The organism is Halostagnicola alkaliphila, assembly GCF_055379965.1.
The window spans coordinates 981,117-1,002,490 of record NZ_AP043826.1; the positions used below are offsets into that span (position 1 = coordinate 981,117).

The following is a 21,374-nucleotide window of genomic DNA, read 5'->3' on the forward strand; positions in this document are numbered from 1 at the left end:
CCCTCCCGCGAGGAATGATATCGTGATACTGGCAACAACTATCCGGCGAGGCTCCTAACCGAATACTGTTCAATGAGTCCCTTCGAATCTTCGACGACCGACTCGCCGCCAGTTAGTCAGCGAGTCGTTCAGGCGGTTGCCGAAGAAAAGAACACCGACCCCCTCGAGCTCGAGCCGATCTTTGACGCGATCGATCCGGAGAGTTTGGACACGCTGTTCGAACCGACGAAATCCGGCAGCCGACGAGCGGCGGGTTCGGTTACGTTCTCGTACGCCGAGTGCACGGTAACGGTCGATGCGGACGGATCGATCGACGTCGCTCGAGACGCGCCGGCCCGGTCGTCCCCACAGGCCGAACCCACGAGCGTCGACTAACCTCGAGATGAGTACGCCTCCCGCAGCCGAATCGATCGCGAGGTGTAACCACTGCGGTAGCGTCATCGATACGGCCGAGTGGCATCCCGCCGTCATCGAGTCGGACGGCGACACTCGAGTCCACCTATTCTGCGGACCGACCTGTCGGCAACGGTGGGAACGGTCGTCGGTCACGCGTTCGTGAGCCGGGATGTAGCAAACGAACTGCAACTGTAGAAGTGTATATTTGTCAATTATTATCGTGGCTCGTCACGAATTGGTCGAACGCACACCACAAAGCATGTACCAAACGGGTAATTCTTCCCGTGTATGATTCACCGAAGGAAGTTCTTAGCTGGTGTGGGGGCGGCGACTGCAGTCTCGCTCGCGGGCTGTACGAGCGAAGCGGTCGGCGATTCGTGCGAGGAGGAAACGTTCGTCGACGAATACGACACGTACAGGGCTGGAGAAAGCATCACGTGGCGTGCTGAGATGGAAGCGGAGCAGACGCTCGCGATCGAAGCGGTCCAGACCGGCGACGGCGCTCGACCGAAACTCGAGGTCGAGAATCCGAACGGAACGCTCGTCGCGGAGGTCGGTCCGTCGGAGAATATCGACCGAACGGTGACGGCGCAGACCGACGGGACGCACTACGTTCGATTCGTCAACGAGGCGATGGTGACCAGCGGCCAGTGGGATATCACGATTACCCATCGCTCCGCCGGCTGTTAGCTGGCTCGATACCCGTTCTCGTCTCGAGTGCTCGCTGAGGTCCACCGGTACTGCGCCACGTTGTAACTCCGGCTTGGAGTCGTTCGTACCGTCTGCGTTCCAACATCACGGGAGCCAAACATCGGACTCTCCATCGAGAATAGGTGACGAAACCGAGAACGGGAAAAGCTGAGGTTGGAGAACGGGGAAAGCCGAGGCCGGAATTTGAATCCGATGGCGAGACAGTCCTGCTCGCCTCACTTCGTTCGACTGTGCGGGCTGTGACTCGCGTGTTTCACATTCCGGGTCTGGCGTTCGCTCCTCACGAAAGTTCGTCGCAGAAAGCCTAGGCCGGAATTTGAATCCGGGCTCTCGTCCTTACCAAGGACGCGCTTTACCGCTAAGCTACCCAGGCACGCATGTGTTGGTTGATTCGAGTCGTCTTTATGCGTTTCGATTCACCGCAGGGCGTGGGTACGGTTGACTCGAGTCGTGGAGTCATCGAAAATCCGAGCCGTGGAACCCGTACAACTCGAGTCGCCGAACGCCGTCGAAACCCGTTACGAATCCGTCGCCGACGCCGCTGGATCCGGACTGTGGCCGTCCTCGGGGGTCGCTTCGGCTGGATCCGGATCGTGTCTCGGAACGCACTCCGCCGCGGGCGGGAACCTCGAGTCGGCCGAACCAGCGATTTCGGTCGCGGTCTCGAGAAGCGCCGGCGTCGGCGTTTTGCCGACGGCCGACGCGCCGGTGAGCGCCGCGAGCTCGAGGACGTTTTGCTCTAACTGTGCGCCGGTGTCGCCTTCGGACGGCTCGCGGTCCGATTCGGCTCGCCTGGTTTCGTTCCGACCGAACTCCTGGACGGTTCTGACGGCCTTTCCGGCCGCGTCGGTACGCGCCAGCAGGTAGAATCCGCGAGCGACGAGGATGTCGGCGGCGAGAATCTCGAGGTCGCCGGCGTCGCCGTCGCTCTCGGTCCAGGGTTCGTCGTGGGCGAGCGCTCGAGTCAGTCGAAGCCCTTCGTAAATCAACTGGACGCCCGCGGCGTGGTGGTCGATCTCCTCGAGGTCGCTCTCGGGGTCGAGTTCGCGCGCACTCTCGAGCGTCAAGACGCCGGGGACCATCGAGGCGTCTTCGAGCGTCTCTTCGATGAAGTCGTACAATCTGGGTGGCTCGACGTCCGAGACTGCATCGCGGGCGGCACGCCGACAGCTGTCGGCCCTATCCATTGACAGTGGGTTACGACGGACCAGCCAAAGACCTTTGGAAACGGACGGGAGAGACCGAACATGATTGCATCCGAGCGGGACGGGCAGATCCGGCGGATCGCCTTCGACAGGCCGGCGGCTCGCAACGCGCTCACGACCGAGGCGCTCGAGGACCTCGAGTCGGCGCTCGAGACCGCCGAGGAGCCGGTGATCCTGCTGGAGGGGAACGGTTCGGCGTTCTGTGCCGGTGCGGATCTCTCCGTCGTGGGGGACCTCGACCGCGAGGGGGCGGAGGCGTTCGCCCGTCGAGGGCAGCGCGTCGCTCGAACTATCGAGGAGTCGCCCGCCGTGGTCGTCGCCGGAATCGACGGGCCGGCCAGAGGTGGCGGCCTCGAGTTGGCGCTTGCCTGTGACGTTCGCGTCGGAACGCCCTCGTCGACGTTCGGCGAACCCGGCGTCACGTTCGGCCTTTTCGGTGCGTGGGGAGGTACCGTTCGGCTCCCGCGGATTCTCGGCGAGGGCGACGCCCTCGAGTTGGTGCTCTCCGGTCGCGTCGTCGACGCCGAGGAGGCGCTTCGAACCGGATTGATCTCTCGAATCGAAGCCGAACCGCGGGTGGTCGCCGAGGAAATCGCCGAAAACGCCCCCGATGCGCTCGCGGTCCTCAAACAGCGAGTTCGAGACGATCGCGAACGAGCGACGCAGGAACGGGCGGAGGCGGAGGCCTTCGGCGAACTGCTCGAGGCGCACGCGGCGGACGTACAGTCGTTACTCGAGTAATTCGTTGCTGAGTACGGCAAGTGAAGCGACACTGACGCAAAACGAAAATCGACGCCGTTCACTCGAGCGGTTCGGGCGCGGGCGGGACGTTACGCTTGTGCTCGCTGGCTTCGTACATCCCGCGGACTTCTTCGACAGTTTCCTCGTCGATGTCGAGGTGTCGGCTGGTCGCCGTCACCGAGAGTGGGCCGTCAACGTGGGTCGCCAGGATCGAATCGAGCGTGTCGTAGCCAAAGCCCATCTCCGATTCGTCGGTCTGGTCCTCCCAGAGTTCCGCTGTGGGCGTCTTTTGGACCAGATCTTCCGGAACGCCGAGACTGCTCGCAACCTGTCGGACCTGCTGTTTGTAGAGGTTCCCGATTGGGTGGCAGTCGACGGCTCCGTCGCCGTACTTGGTGAAGTAACCCACCGCGGCCTCGCTCCGGTTTCCGGTCCCCAGCACGAGGCGGTCCTCGTGATTGGCGACGAGATAGTTTAGTACCGCACGCACTCGCGCCCGTGCGTTGCCGACGGCGACGTGGTCGCCCTCGGCTTCCGGATAGGCCGACAGGAGCGCGTCGATGATCGGCTCGACCTCGATCACGTCGTAGGAAATCTCGAGGTCGACCGCGACGCGTTCGGCGTCGCTCATGTTCTCGTCGCTGCTGACTCGAGCCGGGAGGACGAGTCCGTGGACGTTCTCCGATCCGAGCGTTTCGACCGCCAGGTTCGCGACCGTCGTGCTGTCGATGCCGCCCGAAAGCCCGAGGACCGCGCCGTCGGCTCCCGCGGCGTCGACTTGCGCTCGAATGAACGCCTGGATGTGCTCGCGTCGTCGCTTCAGCTCCCCCTCCGAAAAGCGAAGGTCGATCATGCGGCTGTCTACGGCGGGTGACTCCTAATAGGCTCCCCCGAACGAAAAAAACTGTATGAATGTCCGGTTCTCGAGGCTGAACGCGACTCGGGCCGCCGCGGGTCGTCGGTCACACGACCGAAACGAGAACCCATGCGAGACCGATAGCGGCGAGCGAAACCAGGAGATTCGCGACGGCGTTGATAACCGCGAGTCGTCGGTCGCCGCGCTCCCAAAGTTGTACGGTTTCGACCGAAAACGACGAGAACGTCGTAAACGACCCGCAGATTCCGATCCCGATCAGCTGAACGAGCGACTCGCTCGCGCCCGCGAAGGTCGCCAGCGCGAAGACGAAACTCCCGACCACGTTCACGGTCAGCGTCGCCGCCGGGAACTCTTCCCAGGAGGCGTGCAGATAGACCCAGTGTCGCAAGAGCGCACCGATTGCGCCGCCGGTGCCGACGATGTGAGCGGGTTCCGGATCGAGGGCGAACGCGGGTTCGATGAGCCAGCTCACGACTCTTCACCCCGGACCAGCCGCGCGAGTTCGCGGCCGCCGAGGACGCCGACGAACCCGATCCCGTAGTTTCCGGCGACGATTCCGATCATCACCAGCGGCTCGCTCGCCATCGCCGTCTGGAGGGCGAACGTGCTGTAGGTCGTCAGCGACGAGAGAAACCCGGTCGTAAACAGCATCCGCGATCGCTGGTCGACGAGCCCCGAGTACTTCGCCTCGTACAGTAAAAACCCGAGCGCGAGGCTTCCGAGGACGTTGACGAGCAGGACCGCCTGTACATCCGAGAGCTGTCCGAGGGCGAAAAACCGGAGGTTCGAGCCGGCGAAGCCGCCGATGCCGATCAGTGCGAGCGTCTCGAGTCGAACGAGTGGGTGATCCGTTGCCATGGCTGAGTGATCGAAACAGGGACCGTCAGCCGGCAGTCGGTGTCGTCGACGTGCGCCGAGATCGTCGGTGTCTCGTTCGCGAGTACGACCGGCGGTTGGATCAGGCGGGCCCCATCGCCCGGTTGTTCCGGCATTCTCAGGGGGATACAAAGAGATTTGTGGAAAGAAACCGGCCGGTGGGTTGCACCTCTTCCAACGTCCGGCACGACGAACGGAAAGACCCAAGTTTAGACTGGCTCTAAACCGAGTATGGACGGCGACTCGGACCGTCGCGGATTCACGAGAGCCTCGTGGGCCAACGTCCTCGGCAACGCGGTGAAGATCGTCGTTGAGGGCGCCGCAGGCCTGCTGTTCGGGAGCATCGCGTTGATCGCCGACGCCGCCCACTCGATCGCGGATCTCATCGCGAGCGTCGTCGTGCTCATCTGGGGTCGAAGCTCGTTCGACGAACCCGACGACACCCACCCCCACGGACACGAACGGATCGAGCCGCTCACGGCGCTGTTCGTCGGCGCGGTGATCGCCTTGCTCGGGCTCAATCTACTCTATAGCTCCCTCGAGGGCATCATTAACTGGCGAGCTGACGTCACGTTCAGTTACTTGCTGTTCGGCGCGCTCCTCTTTGCGATCGCCGATATGTACCTCGTCTATCGGTATACCGAATACATCAACGCCGACATCGGGTCGACGGCCCTTGCGGCGCTGGCGACTGATTGTCTCAACGACATCTACACCTCCATCGCCGCGCTCGTCGGCGTCGTCGGCATTCTGTTCGGCTTCCCCATGCTCGACCCCATCGCCGGCGGACTCGTGAGCATACTCGTTATCTCACAGGGTGTCAGTATCGGCCGCGAAAACCTCGGGTATCTCGTCGGCGCGGCGGGAACGCCCGAACAGCGCGAGCGGATCACCGAAACCCTGCGCGCTCACCCCGACGTCGAGGGCGTCCACGATCTGACCGTCTACTACGACGGCACCGTCCTCGAGGTCGAAGTCCACGTCGAGGTCGACGGCAACATGCCGTTTCGACAGGCCCACGATATCGAGTCGGATCTCGTCGACGACCTTCGGAATCTCGAGGATGTCGGGGACGCACACGTCCACCTCGATCCGTCGGGTATCGGCGAGTGGAAAGACCAGTCGGATCGGCGGCACGCCAACGGAACGTAAGCGCCGAAAACGGAATAGGAGTTACCGCCCGAACTCGAGTTCGTCGCTCTCGATAACTTCTCCGAACAGCCACTCGGCGTGATCTAACGTGTACTCGCGGTGGTCTTCTTCGATCGCGCCGATACAATCTTCGACCATGATCGGACGGAAGTCTCGAAGCCCGGCGCTGCCGCCCGTGTGGAGCACGCAGACGTTCGCGAGCGTGCCACAGAGTACCAGGTCGTCGATTCCGTGGGCGTTCAACCAGCCTTCGAGTTCGGTCCGGTGGAACGCGTCGTAGGTGTGTTTTTCGACGACGTGATCGCCGTCCTCGACCGCGAGTTCGTCGACGAGTTCGGCGTCCCACGATCCCTCGAGGACGTGCTCTCCCCACTGCTCGAACTCGTCGTAGTAGTGGGCGTCTTCGAACTGTTCGGGAGGGTGAACGTCGCGCGTGTAGACGATCTGTGTGTTCGCCTCGCGGGCCCGCGAAACCAAATTCACGATGGGCTCGATAACCGATTCGCTCCCCGGCGCGTACAACGAACCGTCGGGGTGACAGAACGCGTTTTGCATGTCGACCACGACAACCGCGGTGCTGTCTGGCTCGAGATTCATACTCGGTTCTAGGCGAATGGTCGTAAAAACGTTCACGCCGGTTCTGTTCTGGCTCCGGTGCGCTCGCTCTGACCATCGTGCTTTTCACACTCGCTTGCTAACGACAGTGTATCTGTCTCGAATGAAGCCGACGCGAACGCGGGTGCTCGGTGTCGTCCTCGTCCTTTCGATAGTCTCGCTGTTAGTTGTGGTCGCCGGTGCGGGATTCCCCCTCCTGTCGATCGGCGACAATCCGACACAGGACCGGCCCGACAATCCGTCGACGGAAGACACCGTCGGGTACGTCGACGGCTACTGGTACGACGACGAGCTTTCCGTCGACGAGAGCGACGATGCGACGGTCGCCGACGACGACCTCGACGACGTTATCAGCCGATCGATGGCTCGAGTAGAGACGATTCGCGGGTTGACGTTCCAGGACGATGTCTCGGTCGAGGTCATCTCCCGCGAGGAGTTTCAGAACCAAGACGACGCGATGATGGCCGATCCCGATGCTGACGAACAACTCCACGAGAACGTTCGACTCGAGGCGCTGTTCATGGCCGACCGCCAGACCGACGCCATCGGCGAACACGAGGCCCTGTACGACGGCTCGGTCGCCGGCTACTACGATCCAGAGACGGACGAAATCGTCATCGTCTCCGACAACCCCGACGAGCCCGAGTTGAACGAGATCACGCTCGGTCACGAACTGCTCCACGCCCTGCAGGATCAACACTTCGACCTGACGAGTTACGACCGCGAGACGCAGGATCAGGATAACGCGAAGAACGGCCTGATCGAAGGTGACGCGGTCTGGGTCGAGACCGAATACGAGGACCGCTGCGGGGAGGAATGGGTGTGTACCCTTCCATCCGACGGCCAACCCGAGGAGCCGCCAGCGATCAACTGGGGACTCTACCTCACGACGTTTTTCCCCTACGACGATGGTCCCGACTACGTCGACTCGCTCCTCGAGGAACGCGACGGGAGCGAGGGAGCGTACGATTGGGACGCAGTCGACGTCGCGTACGACGATCCGCCGGCGAGTACGTCCGAAGTGATCCGCCCCGGCGAGGAACGTGAGCCGCGGAATATCGAGATCGAGGATCGCTCGAGCGGAAACTGGAGCCAGCACGAGGCCGACGGCGAAGTCGCCAACGATTCCGTCGGCGAGGCGACGCTGGTCGCGATGTTCGCCGCCGACGGACTCGACGGCGGGGAGTCGGTGATCGACGTCAACGAGTTACTCCCCGACGGGCCGTTCGGCGAAATCGCGGGGATCGAGTACGATCACGACTACACCGACGGCTGGGCCGGCGACGAACTCGTCACCTACGTCGGCGAAAACGACTCGATCGAGGACAGCGGTTACGTCTGGCAGACCGAGTGGGAGTCCGAGACCGACGCCGAGCAGTTCCTCGACGGGTACCTCGAACTCCTCGATATCCACGATGCGGAGGCGGTCGACGACTATCAGGATACGTTCGAGATCGACGACGAAACCGGCTATCCGGGAGCCTACTTCGTCGACCACGACGGCGAGAGCGTGACTATCGTCCGTGCTCCGTCCGTCGGGGAACTCTCGGAACTCGACGCCGAGGCCGCTCCGACGGGCGAGGATACGCTCGACTTCGACGAAAATACGACCGACGCGGAGACGGATAACGAATCCGACGCGGAGGACTCGGACGAAAACGAGACGAGTAGCGCCGAGCCGGTACCCGGATTCGGCGTCGCTGTGGTACTGGTGGCGTTACTGGTCGGTGTGCTCGTCGCTCGTGTTTCTCGATGACTGAACTGACGGGAGCAGGGCGGTCGTCACGCTCGAGATCTCCCTCACGTTCGCGGCGACTCGGATTGGTCGCGATAGCCGTCTTGGTCGTTCTCTCCGGCTGTACGCTCCCGTTCGGATCCAGCGGACCCGAGGAGTTCGACACGGATCGAGACCTGGGATACGTCGGGGAGTACGCTCACGACGACATCCTCGAGATCGGCGATCCGGCGGCGCTCACTGAAGACGAACTCGAGTCCGTCACGTACCGATCGATGGCCCGGATAGAGGTCGTTCGAGAACACAAGTTCGAACACGACGTCGAGGTCGAGGTCCTCAGTCGCGAGGAGTTCCGCGAGCGATCCAGTGTGATCGGCACCTCGGAGCCCGCGTCCCCCGCGACCAACGAACTCTGGCGCGGCGCGTTCGTCGTCGGCGGGGAGACAGATGTCAACGACGCGCTTGACGACCTCTACGGGGACTCCGTGCAAGGCTATTACAGCGCCGACCGGATCGTCATCGTCACCGACGACACCGACGAAATCGAGATCGATCGAACGACGCTGGTCCACGAACTCGTCCACGCCTTGCAGGACCAACAGTTCGGACTCGAGCGGGAGGCTGAAACCGTCGACGAGCAACGAGCCGAAAACGCGCTCATCGAGGGTGAGGCCAACTACGTTCCGCACCTGTACGACCAGCGCTGTGGCTCGGAATGGGAGTGTCTCCCCGATAGGACTCCGTCCGACCAGCCCGACGGGCCGGACGAACCGGCCGGCCACCCCTCGAATCTCGGGCTCTTTCTCTCGATATACGCGCCGTACTCCGAGGGCCCGACGTTCGTCGAGTCCCTCCACGAACGCCACGGCTGGGAAGCCGTCGACGAAGCCTACGAAAATCGTCCCGCGAGCACGTCGCAGGTTATCCATCCCGAACTGTATCCCGACATCGAGCCGGTCGATCTCGAGGTTCCGGACCGCTCGAGTGCGAACTGGGAGCCAGCGACGGACGACGACGGCGAACCCCGCGTCGAGACCGTCGGCGAAGCGACGCTATTCGCCTCGCTGTGGGCTAACGGCGTTATCGATCGTCCGCTCGACGAGGGTGTCGGAAGTGGCGTGCGAGATGCGGAGAGTGACGGAACCACGCCTCTCTCACCGTACAACTATTCCCACCCGGCGACCGACGGCTGGGCCGGCGACAGCTTCGTCGCGTATCAGGACCGAGACGCCGATGAGGACCGACTCGGCCACGTCTGGCACCTCGAGTGGGAGAGCAGCGACGACGCCGAGCGCTTCGCCGACGCCTATGTCGAACTCCTCGAGAACCACGACGCGGTGGAGACCGGTACGGAAGAATCACCGGTAGTGGAACCCGCCGGTCAAACGTACCAGATTGACGACGGGCCATTCGAGGGCGCGTATCACGTCACCGTCGTCGACGAACGGGTCGAAATCGTCGCCGCGCCGACTGTCGGCGAACTCGTTGAAGTACACGATGTCGGTTCGGTCTCGAGTGCCGCGATATCACCCGCTGTTCAATCGTCGTTGGCAGTCGTGCCATCTCCGGGATAACTTGGCCGTATCGGAATCGCCCCCCTTCTCACAAGGTCGCCGGACTTCACGCACGATCGGCGAATCGCTCTCCGACGGCACCGACAGACGGGTAGCTTTTTCGCCTTCCGTCGGAAAGCGAGGGTATGTCGAATCCGTTCGAGACCGTCACAGCGGAGGCGATTCTCGAGGGCACTGCGACCGACGCCTACTTCGACCGGACGCAGACCACCCTCGAACACGCGGGAAAAAATCCCCGCGTCGTCGCCGAAGTGACCGCAGATCAATTCCCGACCGGTGACTTTTCGGTCCTCACCGGCATCGCCGACGTTGCAACGCTGTTCGAGGGACGAGCCGTCGATATCGACGCCCTGTCTGACGGACAGCTCTTCGACGGCGGTCCCGTCGCCCGAATCGAAGGCCCCTACCTCGAGTTCGCCGAACTCGAGACCGCACTGCTCGGCTTTCTCTCCCAGCCGAGCGGCTTCGCGACCGCGGCGCTCGAGGCTCGATTCGCCGCACCCGATTCGACGCTGCTCTCCTTCGGCGCTCGTCACGTTCACCCATCGATCGCGACCACGGTCGAACGCGCCGCGTTGCTCGCCGGCTTCGACGGCTTTTCGCATGTCGCCGCGGGGGAATTGCTCGAGCGCGAAGCCAGCGGAACGATGCCCCACGCGCTCATGTTCGCCTTTGGCGAAGGGAATCAGGCCGACGCGTGGGAAGCCTTCGACGAGGCGGTCCCCGAAGACGTTCCTCGAATCGCGCTGACGGATACCTTCTGGGACGAAAAGAGCGAAACGCTGCTCGCCGCGGACACGCTCGGCGACCGACTCGACGGCGTCCGCCTCGATACCACCGGTTCCCGCCGCGGCGACTTCCGACACATCGTTCGCGAGATCCGCTGGGAACTCGACGCTCGAGGCTTCGAAGATGTCGACATCTTCTGTAGCGGCGGCATCGGTCCGGCTTCGATCCGAAACCTCCGCGACGTCGCCGACGGATTCGGCGTCGGAAGCCACATCACGAACAGGGATCCGCTCGATTTCAGCCTCGATATCGTCGAACTCGAGGGTGAACCCGTCTCGAAGCGGGGCAAGCTCTCGGGCGTCAAAGACGTCTATCGGACCCCGGAGGGTGGCCACCACGTCTCGCTCGCGGACGGCGACGCTCCCGAGGACGGCAACGCGCTCCTCGAGCCGCTCGTTCGAGACGGCGAGATCGTCCGAGAACCCGATCTCGAGGCGGCGAGCGAACGCTGTCTCGAGGATGCGGAGGCGGTCGGGTTCGGAGAGCCAGCGGAGTAACACGGCTGTCAGTGGTTGTCTTTCTTACCGCATCACTCTCGCTTTCAGTGTCGTCCACCGTTATGCGATTTCACTCGAGCGGAACCGAGAAGCCGCCGGCTCCCGAGGCGGGATTTCGCTGAGAATTCGGTCGCCGATTATACCTGCTCGACGCTTCCGTCGGCTTCGCGCTCGCGGAAGACTTGGCCTTCGAAGAGCGTGACGACGATGTCGTCGTCCTGCCACGCCGTCGGCGGGAGTCGGGCTTTCCGACACGCTCGGTCGAGGTACTCGCGCTCGCTCCAGTCGTTCTGGACGGGAACGGTCGGGTAGAGCCAGCCGCTTTTACCGCCGCCGTCGACGGCGACGCCGTGGCTTCCGAGCTCGATATCGGCGAGCGGATCGTCAGTGAGCAGTACGTTTTTGACGGTACACACCGAAACGGTGAGGTTGTCGAGTTCGGAGGGAGTAACCTCGGACCCGCACGAATCGTCGCTCGCAGCTTCGATCGCCGCGTCGACGATGACGTGTCCGAGCTGATCATCAGATCGGTAGCCGCCGGCACAGCCGCGGAGGCTTCCGCGGCCTCGAGTCGACTCGAGGCGGACGAACGCGCCCGTTCGCTCATAGAACGCTTCTCGCATGCTACCTGGATGTTCTCGTTGACCGTTGAGTACGAAAGACTCGACGGATTCTCGTGCGAGTTCGGCCGCACGTGCACCGTCTTCGTAGGAAAGGTCGACGCCCTGTCGCTGGGACATACAAATGTACATGTATGTTGAGCCCCTAAAGCGCTTCCATTCAGAAATCCGGTGATTGTTGCCAACCGAGGGACTTATTCGGCCCCCACTCCTACGATACGTGGGAGAGAGAGCCTGGCTGCCGCGGCGGCCGACCCGGCGACGAGTCGGCTGTCCAACGCGATCCGTCCCTCGAGGTCGGGTCGCGCCCGCGAGGAAAGTCCCCCCACCGTTCGGGCGGGTGACCGGATGCAAATCCGGAGCGGGAGACCGCTGGCTCTGGAACAGAAACGACACGTCTCGGCCCGACCGATGATGCGTGCGAACCCGACCGAGAGGAAGGGGAGCGAACCCGCAGAGGGTAGACAGCTGGTAAATGCGATTCGAAATCGCAGATCGCTCGATGCGATCGGCTGTCGACGGCCGAGGAGCGATGGAACGGCGAATCCTCACCGGTGCAAGTTCGCGTCGCTGGTAGCCCGAACGCGCCGCGAGAGCGGGCGACGCGAACGCTCAGCCGAATGCCGGGATGAACAGAAGGGGGCTTATTCCTCTCACCCAATTTTGTACCTTCGAGTGACGACATTGCACAGTTTCGAGACGGTGCGATCTGCCGACGGCGGCGGATCGCTCATCACTCGAAGCCGTCGACGATCCGAGAAACGCAGCCGCTCTCGGGTTTCGTGTACGCACAGTGGTCGTCGACCTCGTCGGTCACGTCCACGTCAGTGTAGTTCTCCGGCGTCGAACCGCTGTCGTCGCCGAGCAGGCCGCCGCTACAGTCGGCACCGCCACAGCCGAGGCCGCTCGAGAGCGATTGGAGGTCGTAGCCGTAGCAGACGCTGTCGTCGTTTTCGGAGTGGTAGTTGGAGACGTCTTCTGCGCTGGCGTCGATGCCGTAGGCGTACGAGCCGTCCGTACAGACCGAATCGTCGTCCGCGGCGGTGCCGACGAGTGCGACGGTCTCGACGGTCGCCTCGCCACCTAACGCGGTGAGCGTCTCGAGACAGACCCGCCCGCCGAGTGAGTGACCCACCAGCCGAACCGTCGTCTCCTCGAGATCCACGCGACCGGTCTCGAGCCACGATACGAGGCGCTGGCCGGCCGTCTCGGTCCTGTTCTCCGCGCGCCAGTAGTTTCGCGTGTCCGCCTCCCACGACGCCGCGACCACCGGTGCGTCGTACTCGTTCTCTTCGAAGGCTTGCTCGAGCGTGTACGCCTGGTCCGTGCTCGTCTCGAGACCGAGCCAGCCGTGGACGAAAACCACGAGTTCCGACTCGTCCTCGAGGTCGTCGAAGTTCGCCGCCGTCGGGTTCCCGGTAGTGAGATCGATTTCGGGGTACTCCGCGGGTGCTTCTTCCCAATCGTCACATCCCGTGAACCCGGTCGCAGAGGCGGATCCAGTCGTCCCGGCGAGTCCGATTGCACCGGTCGTCGCGATCGTTGTTGCTCGAAGCATCCGTCGTCGATTCGTCGCCACCGATCCCGATTCGTTTCCGTCCGTTTCGCCCGCTGTGTCCGAATTATCGTTGCTCATGTGCTCACCCGATCACAGTACTGACCGGTTGAGCGTCGGAACCGAACACAGGTACGCTCCCTGCAGGCACGTTCCGGTCTCGTATCTAAAATGCGATTACAACGAGATCGGGGACTCTGTTCCTTCACATCCCGAGTTTCCTCGGTTTTCATGATTTACCAAGAGTGTTTTGAGACCAGCCCTAAGGAAGCGATTGTCCGCTGATCAGATCTTCTCATAAAATTCAGAACCGCTATTTTCCGGGCTACCCAAACCGAAACTCACACTCTACGTGACTAAAAAAGGTCGTCAGTTGTTTCTGCCTCTCTCACCTTACCAAGGGTTGTATCACGACGAGACTGTGGATACTTCGACTCGTACGGTATCGGGTCTTCCAGTTCATAGAACGTATCATCTTGGAATTCGATCACTTTCTTTCCTTCTCCAACGTAATCTCTATCCAGATAATCTAACGGATCGCGCTCTAAGTCTGCCTCCTCCGGATCTACAATCTCATCAACCTCTGCGAAGTATTTGACGACGCTCTCACCGCCTGTGATATACATCGCAATGTAATCCATATCTCGTCCCACCCTGACGAAGGCCCATGCTGCGTTCTCCTTTAAAAAAGTGAGACCAGATTCTTTAGAAGCATAGATTGCGACTGTTGCATCTTCGTCACCATCGATCTCGTCACGAGAAATAGTTCCGACGACGCTGTTCTGACGAGGCTGTAGTTCATCATCCTCATTAGGTTCTACCCTTGGTGGACTCGTTGGTGGTTCATCAGCTCCTGTTCCTGTCGGAGGATCTTCGCTAACGAACTGACGTTGTTCTCGAAGCGCCGAAACCAAATTCTGAACGAAATCTCGAGACTGTTCTTCCAGATCCAGAGGAACATCTCCGAGTTCGTGTTTTACTGCCGAACTCACCGTCTCTGTTACGTCGTCCTCGTTCTGGTTGAGATACCGGATCGCCTCGTTCGTCTGTGCTACCTGACCAGCAATCTCGTCTGCCTTCCCGGATCGGATCGCCTCCTTCGAAAGCAACTCCAGCACATCCGGGTTCTCGGCGAGATCGTCGAGATCGAATTGAACCACCGACACCTCCTCGCCACCGTTGCTGTGTTGGTCTTTGGTGAGGACCTCGAACTCCTTCCCGTTCGTGAGAATACCCCAGTCCACGTCGAGTTCCTGTCGCATGTAGCTCTTGAGTTGCGTGACATGCTGCGAGCTGAGGCTTGCGTTGGCCGCCTTTGCTTCGACAAAAACCACTGGAGAGTCACCGACGAGAAGGGCGTAGTCAACATGTGTACTTCGAGATGCCATCGGAACCGTGTACTCGAGTTCAACCTCTGTTGAGTACAGATCCCATCCGAGAAGTTCGAGCAGCGGTTGAACGAGTCGAACTTTGGTGTTTTGCTCGTTCATTTGTGGAGAGGCCTCGAGCAACTGTTGTGATCGCTCGACGTACTCCGCCACCTTATTCGAGTCCATATGTGTCAGTGGTTGGAATACCAAATACATATAATCAGGTGGGATCCGAAATGGTCGTCTGTAGCAAGTAATAACGATAGAATCCATGATGAACATAGAAGAAAATGAGATCAAATCCTTTGAGGAGGACTGGAGGCTCTGACTGTCACTGGCGACGAACAGGTGTATGTTAGCGAATCATCACACATGTTCCATCTATCTCTGGAATGCGCTGGAGAACGACGAGACGTAATGTCGCTTCGTCAAGCAGCAAGTACCTACGAGCCTTGTTGGAATTGTGTGGGTGGTGCTGTTCAGACATACATGAGAGAGGAGTGGAACGTTTGACGTGGTATTGCGCCTGCTCCGTATATAACAAGTTTCAAGCTTGGAAGTGTTTCGCAACCATGCTGAATCTCTGACGTGGCTGCCAAACAAAAGGGTCAGCCCTAGTCTCTCTCATATTTAACCTCCTCAGGATTGAACCGCGTCTCGTTCGATGTGTCTGGTGTCGGAATTGGTTCTGGTTGGCTCTCGTCATATTCTATGGTAGTACTAATTGTCTTAATCGTGATCGGACCGGGAATAGCCCGTAGCGTCCTGACGGAGATTTGAACAGGTGAGAGACGGTCCTGCTCACCTCGCTTCGCTCGGTTGTGCGGGCTGCGACTCCCGTGTTCAAATCTCCGCATTGGAGTTTCGTCGACACCAGCCGCTCGCTTCGCTCGTCATGTTGTGCTACAGAGAAACGTCCTGACGGAGTCTTACGCGAGCATAGCGAGCGTAAGGCACGTCAGGACCGAACGCAAGAGCGGGCGCTGAGCAATGCGAAGCGCCCGTGATAAGTGAGCGTCCTGACGGAGATTTGAACAGGTGAGAGACGGTCCTGCTCACCTCGCTTCGCTCGGTTGTGCGGGCTGCGACTCCCGTGTTCAAATCTCCGCATTGGAGTTTCGTCGACACCAGCCGCTCGCTTCGCTCACGGTTTGGTGTCGACAGAAACGTCCTGACGGAGATTTGAACTCCGGTCCCTGGCTCCGCAAGCCAAGAGGATAGTCCACTACCCTACCAGGACTCAACTCAACGTACCGCCGTGTAAGTTAAAGCCCTTTCGAAACCCCGCTCTCTGCGCCAGATTCTCGAGAACACATCACACGCCCTGCTGAACACGCTGCCGTTCGACGCCGCGATCAGCCGCCGGAGGTTTATATACTATCCCGAACCAGAACCGAGCATGACCGCAGAACCGATCCCCTTGAGTTGGGATCCAGCGCTCCGGAAAGACGCGGTTTCCACCAGCAGCGACGGCGCCGTGACCGGGCGAATGGACAACGCTTATGCGCGGGCTATGCATGGTTCAGAGTAGAATGAGCGACATCGAGGGGGTTTACGAAGACCTCGAGGCGGACGTCTCGCTCGAGGAGTTTCGCGAGGCTGTCGAGGAGAAAGTCGAGCAGATGGGTGGGCTCGCGGACGAGGAGACGGCAGCGATGCTCATCGCTCACGAGGTCGGCGAAAGCGAGGTCGGCGGCGTCGCGGATATCGAACCGGGAATGGAGGAAGCGAAGTTCGTCGCCAAGGTAACGAGCATCGGCGAACTGCGGACGTTCGAACGCGACGGCGAGGACGAGGACGGTCGCGTCGTCAACGTCGACGTCGCGGACGAAACCGGAGCCGTCAGAGCCTCGTTATGGGACGACCACGCCGAGGCCGCGATCGAGCAACTCGAGGAGGGACAGGTGCTTCGAATCAAAGGCCGACCGAAGGAAGGGTTCAACGGCGTCGAAATCAGCGTCGACGATCTCGAGCCGGACGACGACACCGAAGTCGACGTGCAAGTTTCGGATGTCCATACCGTCGAAAACCTCTCTCTCGGGATCTCGAACGTCAATCTCGTCGGGAAGGTTCTCGACACGGACACCGTGCGCACGTTCGACCGCGACGACGGCTCCGAAGGAAAAGTCTCGAATCTCACGCTCGGCGACGAAACCGGACGTATTCGCATTACGCTCTGGGACGAGCAAGCGGACCGTGCGGACGAACTCGAGGCGGATGATACGGTTGAGGTCGTCGATGGCTACGTTCGCGAACGTGACGGCAATCTCGAACTCCACGTCGGAAACCGCGGGGCGCTCGAGGAGGTCGACGAGGATGTCGAGTACGTCCCCGAAACCACGTCGATCGAATCGCTCGAGATCGACCAGGTGGTCGACATTGCGGGCGTCGTTCGCTCCGCGGATCCAAAGCGGACGTTCGATCGGGACGACGGCTCCGAGGGCCAGGTTCGAAATATCCGCGTTCAAGATGCGACGGGCGACATTCGAGTCGCGATGTGGGGCGACAAAGCGGACCTTGACATCGGACCAGGCGACGAAGTCGCGCTCGCGGATGTCGAAATTCAGGACGGCTGGCAGGACGACCTCGAGGCGTCGGCCGGCTGGCGGTCGACGATAACCGTGCTCGACTCCAGCGAGGGAGGGTCGGATTCGGCCGAATCGACCGACGCCGAGTCGGCCGGTCTGTCGTCGTTCGCTGATGCCGGGGATGACAGCTCGGACGAGAGCGAGACGGGGAGCGAAAGCGGCGGTGAGGAAATTACTGAAACGCCCGAATCCAAAACTGCTGACGCCGAGAGCGGCGAGGGTGAGGAGACGGAGTTCACTGGCGTCGTCGTGCAGGCCGGAAGTCCCGTCGTTCTCGATGACGGCGAAACGACAATGAGCGTCGAGACAAACACCGATGTGGGTCTCGGTGAAGAAGTTACTGCCCGAGGTGTGATCCGTGATGGCCGTCTCGAGGCGAGCGACGTATTCTGAGGGGTCGAGAGTGTCTCGGGCCGGTAGGAAAAGCGTTAAGGGAGTTACCTTCGGGTATGAAAACATGAACGTCGAACTCCCGTTCGCTCCGGTTGATACGATCATCCGGCGGAACGCGGGTGATCTTCGGGTGAGCGCTGACGCGTCGAAGGAACTCGCAAAGCGGATTCAGGAACACGGGAGCGAACTCGCGATCGGCGCCGCCGAGCGGGCGATTGCAGATGGACGCAAAACACTCATGGCATCCGATTTCGAGGTTGAGACGGTGATCGATAAGGACGATCTCGAGCTACCGGTCGCGCCGGTCGACCGCATCGCCAGAATCGAGATCGACGACAAGTACCGCGTCTCGATGGACGCCCGGATCGCGCTCGCCGATATCCTCGAGGACTTCGCCGATAACGTTGCGCGCGCGGCGGCGATTCTCGCTCACCACGCCGATCGGCGGACGATCATCGAGGACGACATCGAGACGTACTTCTCGCTGTTCGAGTAAACGATGCAATTTGGCTACAGCGAGGATTGTCTCGCACACGACCCTGGTCCGCGTCACCCAGAGACACCCGACCGTCTCCGGGCGATTCGAGAGCGCCTGAAGAAAAAACACGGCGTCAAGTACGTCGAACCGGATCCGGCGACAATCGAAACGATCGCCGCGGTTCACGATCGAGAATACGTCGAATCGGTCGACGAGTTCTGTGCGGACGGCGGCGGTAACTGGGACCCGGATACGACCGCCGTCGAAGAGAGTTGGAACGCGATCTGTCGAAGTGCCGGCTCGGCGTGTTGGGCGGCGGATGCAGCCCTCGAGGGTGCAGACGGTCGGGAAACGCCGTTTTCGATCGGCCGTCCGCCGGGCCATCACGCGGTCTCCGACGACGCCATGGGCTTTTGTTTCGCCAACAACGTCGCCGTCGCCGCCCAGTACGCTATCGACTCGAACGACGACGTCGAGCGCGTCGCGGTTTTCGACTGGGACGTCCACCACGGAAACGGCACGCAGGATATCTTCTACGACGACGGCGACGTCTTCTTCGGGTCGATCCACGAGAAAGGGTTGTATCCCGGTACCGGCGAAATCGACGAAACCGGGACGGGAGACGGCAGTGGAACGACGATGAACATTCCGATGCCCGCGGGGACGGATGAACTGGACTATCTCGCGGCCCTCGACGGGCCCGTAACCGAGGCGCTCGAGGCGTTCGATCCCGATCTGGTGCTCATCAGCGCCGGATTCGACGCCCACCGTCACGATCCGATTTCTCGAATTCGACTCCCGACAGAGGCCTACGCGCTCATGACCGACCGATTCCGAACCATCGCCGCCGGCGCCGGTGCGGCGCTTGCGTTCGTTCTCGAGGGCGGCTACGGGCTCGAGGTGCTCGCCGACAGCGTGGCCCTCGTCCACGAGACGTTCGACGGGCGAGAGCCCATCGAACCGGGCGGAGAAGTGAGCGACGACGCGGCGTCGGTGATCGAGGACGTTCGCGTCGCACACGGGCTGGACGACTGATCGAGCCGCGTTCTATTTCGCACGCGTCGTTTCCGAACTATTTCACCGCTGTTGGTTCAAGACGGTGGTAGTCCGACCCAATTTCAATTTCTCATTCACTCGGCGAGGAGAGGACTCCGAGATCCCTAACGAACGCCACCTGACGGTACATTCGACAGCCGAGACAGAATCCGGTTGTCGCACCGAGCGCCGCGAACAACCCGACGGCGGTCGTCAGTCCGTAAGCAAGGATGCCGGCCGATGCGAGATCGGCCGCTGTTGCGACGACGAATAGGATAGCTGCCGACCCCGTCAATCCCGCGCCGACGACTCGAGCGAATCGATGCGGGAGGGGGGATTCGGTCGTTTTCGGTGGCCCGACGAGAGAGCGGGCAATTCGTTTCCAGAGAAACCCGTAGGGATCGATTCGCCAACTCGAGAGAGCGGGAACGAGCAGCAACGTTGCAACGACGTACACGAGCGCGGGTTCTTGAAGGAGGACGGCACCGAGCGAAAGTGCTGCGGTTATCGCCTGGCCGAATCGTGGCGCTCGCGGATCGATTTCTGACACGATCTGTTCAACGTCGTAACGGGATCGAACGGTATAAGAATTCCTCAGGGACGGGGGTCGTAGTACCGCGAAAGTTCTCTATCGAACTCCGCCAACAGTCCGACAATTTCCTCGCCGACGAGCACGTCGTATTCGTCTTCGAGGGCCGTCTCGACGTGTGCGCCCAGGCCCACGTCGAGCAGCCGGTCGCTCTCGAGAAACTCCAGGGCGGTGGTGAACTCCCGCTTGCGTTCCGTGACGTAGCGATTTCCCTCGACGAACGGGCCGTAGGCGTCCGGGTCGTCCGCGTAGGCTTCGAAAAACCCCTCGGCGTGGGAGCGGACGTGTACCGGCGGGCCGTCGTGGCGCTCGAGCGCCGGTCGTTCGGTGACGGCGAGTTCGACGAACACGACGGCGGTTTCGTCGGCGAACGTCGTTGCGCGAAACACGTCGAATCCGTGAGCGTCGAGTTTGTCGGTAATCCCCTCGAGTGATTTCCGGAGTTGCGGGTAGAGTTGGTCCTCGACGAGATCCGGGGCGTCGAATCGGACGGCGACCGGGGTCGTTCCGCGCTTGGCCATATGTTCTTCGAGGAGTTCCACCCCGAGTGGTGCGGGTTCGTGGGGTTCGAACAGCGAGAGTCGGGGCGACTCGAGCGCTTCCCGGGCGTAGTGTTGAAACCGGGCGACGTTTTCGGTCGAACAGACGGCGGCGACGTTGCGCTCGGGGTCGGTGGGATCGATGACGACGAGCGGGTCGTCGAACGGAAAGTCGATATCGCCGGCAGCCTTGTTCCGGGACTGCGACCCCGTCTCGTGCGTCTTTCCGTGGTCTTCGGGATCGAGCTGAACCGGCGGGTTCCAGTCGCTGGCGGCCTCGAGAAGCGGTCGAAAACCGCCGTACTCGCAGACGAGCAGTTCGGTGAGGTAGCCGCTAAAGCCGCGCGTTCGGAGGTCGCTCCCGTAGACACCGATGCCTTTGGCGAACTGTTTCGTGACTCGAACCTCGTCGGCGAGTTCGTCGTCGAGCCGTTCGTTCAAGTACTGCGTGTGAAACGGCGTTCGGTCTACTGCGGACCGGATTTCAGTCGCCGACTCGAGTCGGAAACAGGGGACGACGTCGACGTCGAACCCCTCGAACGTACCCTTGACGTAGGGGTGTTCGGCGTACTCTTCGTGGCCTTCCGGGAGCGTCTCGTGGCCGACCTCGAGCCCGTACTCCTCGAGCGTGTCGCGTTCGAGGTCGGGTGGAAACCGGACGAAGATGTCGATGTCTCGGTCGCCGCTGATCCAGGTATCTCGAGCCGTCGAGCCGACCTGCAGAACGTCCGCGTCGGGACAGCGCTCGGTCGCCGCCGATTCAGCTCGTTCGATGAGCGTGTCGGCGGCTTCGCGGAGCGCTTCCCGCTCGTCGTCGTCGGGGTCGACCCGTTCGTCGACTCGAGCGACGACGGTCTCGAGGGTCGAATCACCCGAACCGGGCCCCGAGTCGCCGCTCTCGGTCGCATCTGGGTCCGACTCGAGGCGTTCGGGATCCGTGCCGTCCCGGTCGGCGTCCTCGGCTGTCATCACGATGGGGTACTCAATCACCGCGTGAAAGGGTGTCGAACTCGGGGCGGGCAAAACGAAAGCCATATCA

At 61.5% G+C, this 21,374-nt stretch carries 21 protein-coding genes, 2 tRNA genes and 1 other RNA gene; 12 read left to right on the top strand and 12 right to left on the bottom strand.

Going from position 1 to position 21,374, the window contains the following annotated elements:
- Positions 1-72 precede the first annotated feature (72 nt).
- From ACZ5C7_RS10000 to ACZ5C7_RS10010, 3 genes are all read left to right on the top strand, one after another.
- On the top strand, positions 73-375 hold the full coding sequence (locus ACZ5C7_RS10000) for a HalOD1 output domain-containing protein (protein WP_464376167.1): 303 nt from the start codon (positions 73-75) through the stop codon (positions 373-375).
- A 7-nt stretch (positions 376-382) separates the two neighbouring features.
- Positions 383-559, top strand: coding sequence for a DUF7576 family protein (locus ACZ5C7_RS10005; RefSeq protein WP_464376168.1), 177 nt, complete (start codon positions 383-385; stop codon positions 557-559).
- 125 nt (positions 560-684) lie between these two features.
- Positions 685-1,086 (top strand): hypothetical protein, encoded by a 402-nt coding sequence (locus tag ACZ5C7_RS10010; protein WP_464376169.1) that lies wholly within the window; start codon positions 685-687, stop codon positions 1,084-1,086.
- Between the two features lie 322 nt (positions 1,087-1,408).
- On the opposite strand, the gene ACZ5C7_RS10015 is transcribed toward ACZ5C7_RS10010, so the two are convergent.
- Positions 1,409-1,480 (bottom strand) — tRNA-Thr (locus ACZ5C7_RS10015).
- Between the two features lie 145 nt (positions 1,481-1,625).
- The gene (locus ACZ5C7_RS10020; RefSeq protein WP_464376170.1) at positions 1,626-2,294 is read right to left on the bottom strand and encodes a DUF7114 family protein; all 669 of its coding nucleotides are present in this window, start codon (positions 2,292-2,294) and stop codon (positions 1,626-1,628) included.
- A gap of 60 nt (positions 2,295-2,354) precedes the next feature.
- Here ACZ5C7_RS10020 and ACZ5C7_RS10025 point away from each other — a divergent pair, with 60 nt between their 5' ends.
- The gene (locus tag ACZ5C7_RS10025) at positions 2,355-3,053 is read left to right on the top strand and encodes an enoyl-CoA hydratase/isomerase family protein (protein ID WP_464376171.1); all 699 of its coding nucleotides are present in this window, start codon (positions 2,355-2,357) and stop codon (positions 3,051-3,053) included.
- A gap of 58 nt (positions 3,054-3,111) precedes the next feature.
- On the opposite strand, the gene ACZ5C7_RS10030 is transcribed toward ACZ5C7_RS10025, so the two are convergent.
- From ACZ5C7_RS10030 to ACZ5C7_RS10040, 3 genes are all read right to left on the bottom strand, one after another.
- On the bottom strand, positions 3,112-3,906 hold the full coding sequence (locus ACZ5C7_RS10030; RefSeq protein WP_464376172.1) for an NAD+ synthase: 795 nt from the start codon (positions 3,904-3,906) through the stop codon (positions 3,112-3,114).
- Positions 3,907-4,015: 109 nt separating this feature from the next.
- Positions 4,016-4,402, bottom strand: coding sequence for a fluoride efflux transporter CrcB (crcB, locus tag ACZ5C7_RS10035; RefSeq protein ID WP_464376173.1), 387 nt, complete (start codon positions 4,400-4,402; stop codon positions 4,016-4,018).
- The gene (locus ACZ5C7_RS10040) at positions 4,399-4,788 is read right to left on the bottom strand and encodes a fluoride efflux transporter FluC (RefSeq protein WP_464376174.1); all 390 of its coding nucleotides are present in this window, start codon (positions 4,786-4,788) and stop codon (positions 4,399-4,401) included. Before ACZ5C7_RS10040 ends, crcB begins: the two co-directional genes overlap by 4 nt.
- 249 nt (positions 4,789-5,037) lie before the next feature.
- Between ACZ5C7_RS10040 and ACZ5C7_RS10045 the strand changes: the two genes are divergently transcribed.
- Positions 5,038-5,958 carry a cation diffusion facilitator family transporter gene (locus ACZ5C7_RS10045; protein ID WP_464376175.1) on the top strand — a complete coding sequence of 307 codons (921 nt, stop codon included), beginning with the start codon at positions 5,038-5,040 and terminating at the stop codon, positions 5,956-5,958.
- Between the two features lie 21 nt (positions 5,959-5,979).
- On the opposite strand, the gene ACZ5C7_RS10050 is transcribed toward ACZ5C7_RS10045, so the two are convergent.
- The gene (locus tag ACZ5C7_RS10050; RefSeq protein ID WP_464376176.1) at positions 5,980-6,555 is read right to left on the bottom strand and encodes a cysteine hydrolase family protein; all 576 of its coding nucleotides are present in this window, start codon (positions 6,553-6,555) and stop codon (positions 5,980-5,982) included.
- 121 nt (positions 6,556-6,676) lie between these two features.
- On the opposite strand from ACZ5C7_RS10050, the gene ACZ5C7_RS10055 reads away from it, so the two are divergent.
- From ACZ5C7_RS10055 to ACZ5C7_RS10065, 3 genes are all read left to right on the top strand, one after another.
- Positions 6,677-8,329: an Hvo_1808 family surface protein gene (locus tag ACZ5C7_RS10055; protein ID WP_464376177.1), complete on the top strand. Its 1,653-nt coding sequence runs from the start codon at positions 6,677-6,679 to the stop codon at positions 8,327-8,329.
- Entirely contained in the window at positions 8,326-9,882 is a 1,557-nt protein-coding gene (locus tag ACZ5C7_RS10060) for an Hvo_1808 family surface protein (protein WP_464376178.1), read from the top strand. The genes ACZ5C7_RS10055 and ACZ5C7_RS10060 overlap by 4 nt, the downstream gene beginning before the upstream one ends.
- 125 nt (positions 9,883-10,007) lie before the next feature.
- On the top strand, positions 10,008-11,168 hold the full coding sequence (locus ACZ5C7_RS10065) for a nicotinate phosphoribosyltransferase (protein WP_464376179.1): 1,161 nt from the start codon (positions 10,008-10,010) through the stop codon (positions 11,166-11,168).
- Between the two features lie 137 nt (positions 11,169-11,305).
- Here the strand turns inward: ACZ5C7_RS10065 and ACZ5C7_RS10070 are convergent, their stop codons facing one another.
- Positions 11,306-11,908: a TIGR00296 family protein gene (locus ACZ5C7_RS10070; RefSeq protein ID WP_464376180.1), complete on the bottom strand. Its 603-nt coding sequence runs from the start codon at positions 11,906-11,908 to the stop codon at positions 11,306-11,308.
- Between the two features lie 102 nt (positions 11,909-12,010).
- On the opposite strand from ACZ5C7_RS10070, the gene rnpB reads away from it, so the two are divergent.
- Positions 12,011-12,447: RNase P RNA component (gene rnpB, locus ACZ5C7_RS10075), an RNA gene on the top strand.
- A gap of 74 nt (positions 12,448-12,521) precedes the next feature.
- On the opposite strand, the gene ACZ5C7_RS10080 is transcribed toward rnpB, so the two are convergent.
- From ACZ5C7_RS10080 to ACZ5C7_RS10090, 3 genes are all read right to left on the bottom strand, one after another.
- On the bottom strand, positions 12,522-13,424 hold the full coding sequence (locus ACZ5C7_RS10080; RefSeq protein ID WP_464376181.1) for an esterase/lipase family protein: 903 nt from the start codon (positions 13,422-13,424) through the stop codon (positions 12,522-12,524).
- A gap of 275 nt (positions 13,425-13,699) precedes the next feature.
- Positions 13,700-14,899: a type I restriction enzyme HsdR N-terminal domain-containing protein gene (locus tag ACZ5C7_RS10085; protein ID WP_464376182.1), complete on the bottom strand. Its 1,200-nt coding sequence runs from the start codon at positions 14,897-14,899 to the stop codon at positions 13,700-13,702.
- A gap of 981 nt (positions 14,900-15,880) precedes the next feature.
- Positions 15,881-15,953: transfer RNA gene (locus ACZ5C7_RS10090), tRNA-Arg, on the bottom strand.
- A 292-nt stretch (positions 15,954-16,245) separates the two neighbouring features.
- Between ACZ5C7_RS10090 and ACZ5C7_RS10095 the strand changes: the two genes are divergently transcribed.
- The 3 genes from ACZ5C7_RS10095 (at position 16,246) to ACZ5C7_RS10105 (ending at position 19,207) form a co-directional block, all read left to right on the top strand.
- Positions 16,246-17,694 (top strand): single-stranded DNA binding protein, encoded by a 1,449-nt coding sequence (locus tag ACZ5C7_RS10095; RefSeq protein ID WP_464376183.1) that lies wholly within the window; start codon positions 16,246-16,248, stop codon positions 17,692-17,694.
- A 64-nt stretch (positions 17,695-17,758) separates the two neighbouring features.
- A complete protein-coding gene (locus tag ACZ5C7_RS10100) occupies positions 17,759-18,190 on the top strand; it encodes a histone (protein WP_464376184.1) in 432 nt (143 codons plus the stop codon).
- A gap of 3 nt (positions 18,191-18,193) precedes the next feature.
- Complete coding sequence (locus tag ACZ5C7_RS10105) at positions 18,194-19,207, top strand: histone deacetylase family protein (protein ID WP_464376185.1); 1,014 nt, start codon at positions 18,194-18,196, stop codon at positions 19,205-19,207.
- A gap of 91 nt (positions 19,208-19,298) precedes the next feature.
- Here ACZ5C7_RS10105 and ACZ5C7_RS10110 read toward each other — a convergent pair whose 3' ends face one another.
- Positions 19,299-19,757: a DUF4395 domain-containing protein gene (locus tag ACZ5C7_RS10110; protein ID WP_464376186.1), complete on the bottom strand. Its 459-nt coding sequence runs from the start codon at positions 19,755-19,757 to the stop codon at positions 19,299-19,301.
- Positions 19,758-19,801: 44 nt separating this feature from the next.
- On the bottom strand, positions 19,802-21,304 hold the full coding sequence (gene cca, locus ACZ5C7_RS10115; protein WP_464376187.1) for a CCA tRNA nucleotidyltransferase: 1,503 nt from the start codon (positions 21,302-21,304) through the stop codon (positions 19,802-19,804).
- Positions 21,305-21,374 lie beyond the last annotated feature (70 nt).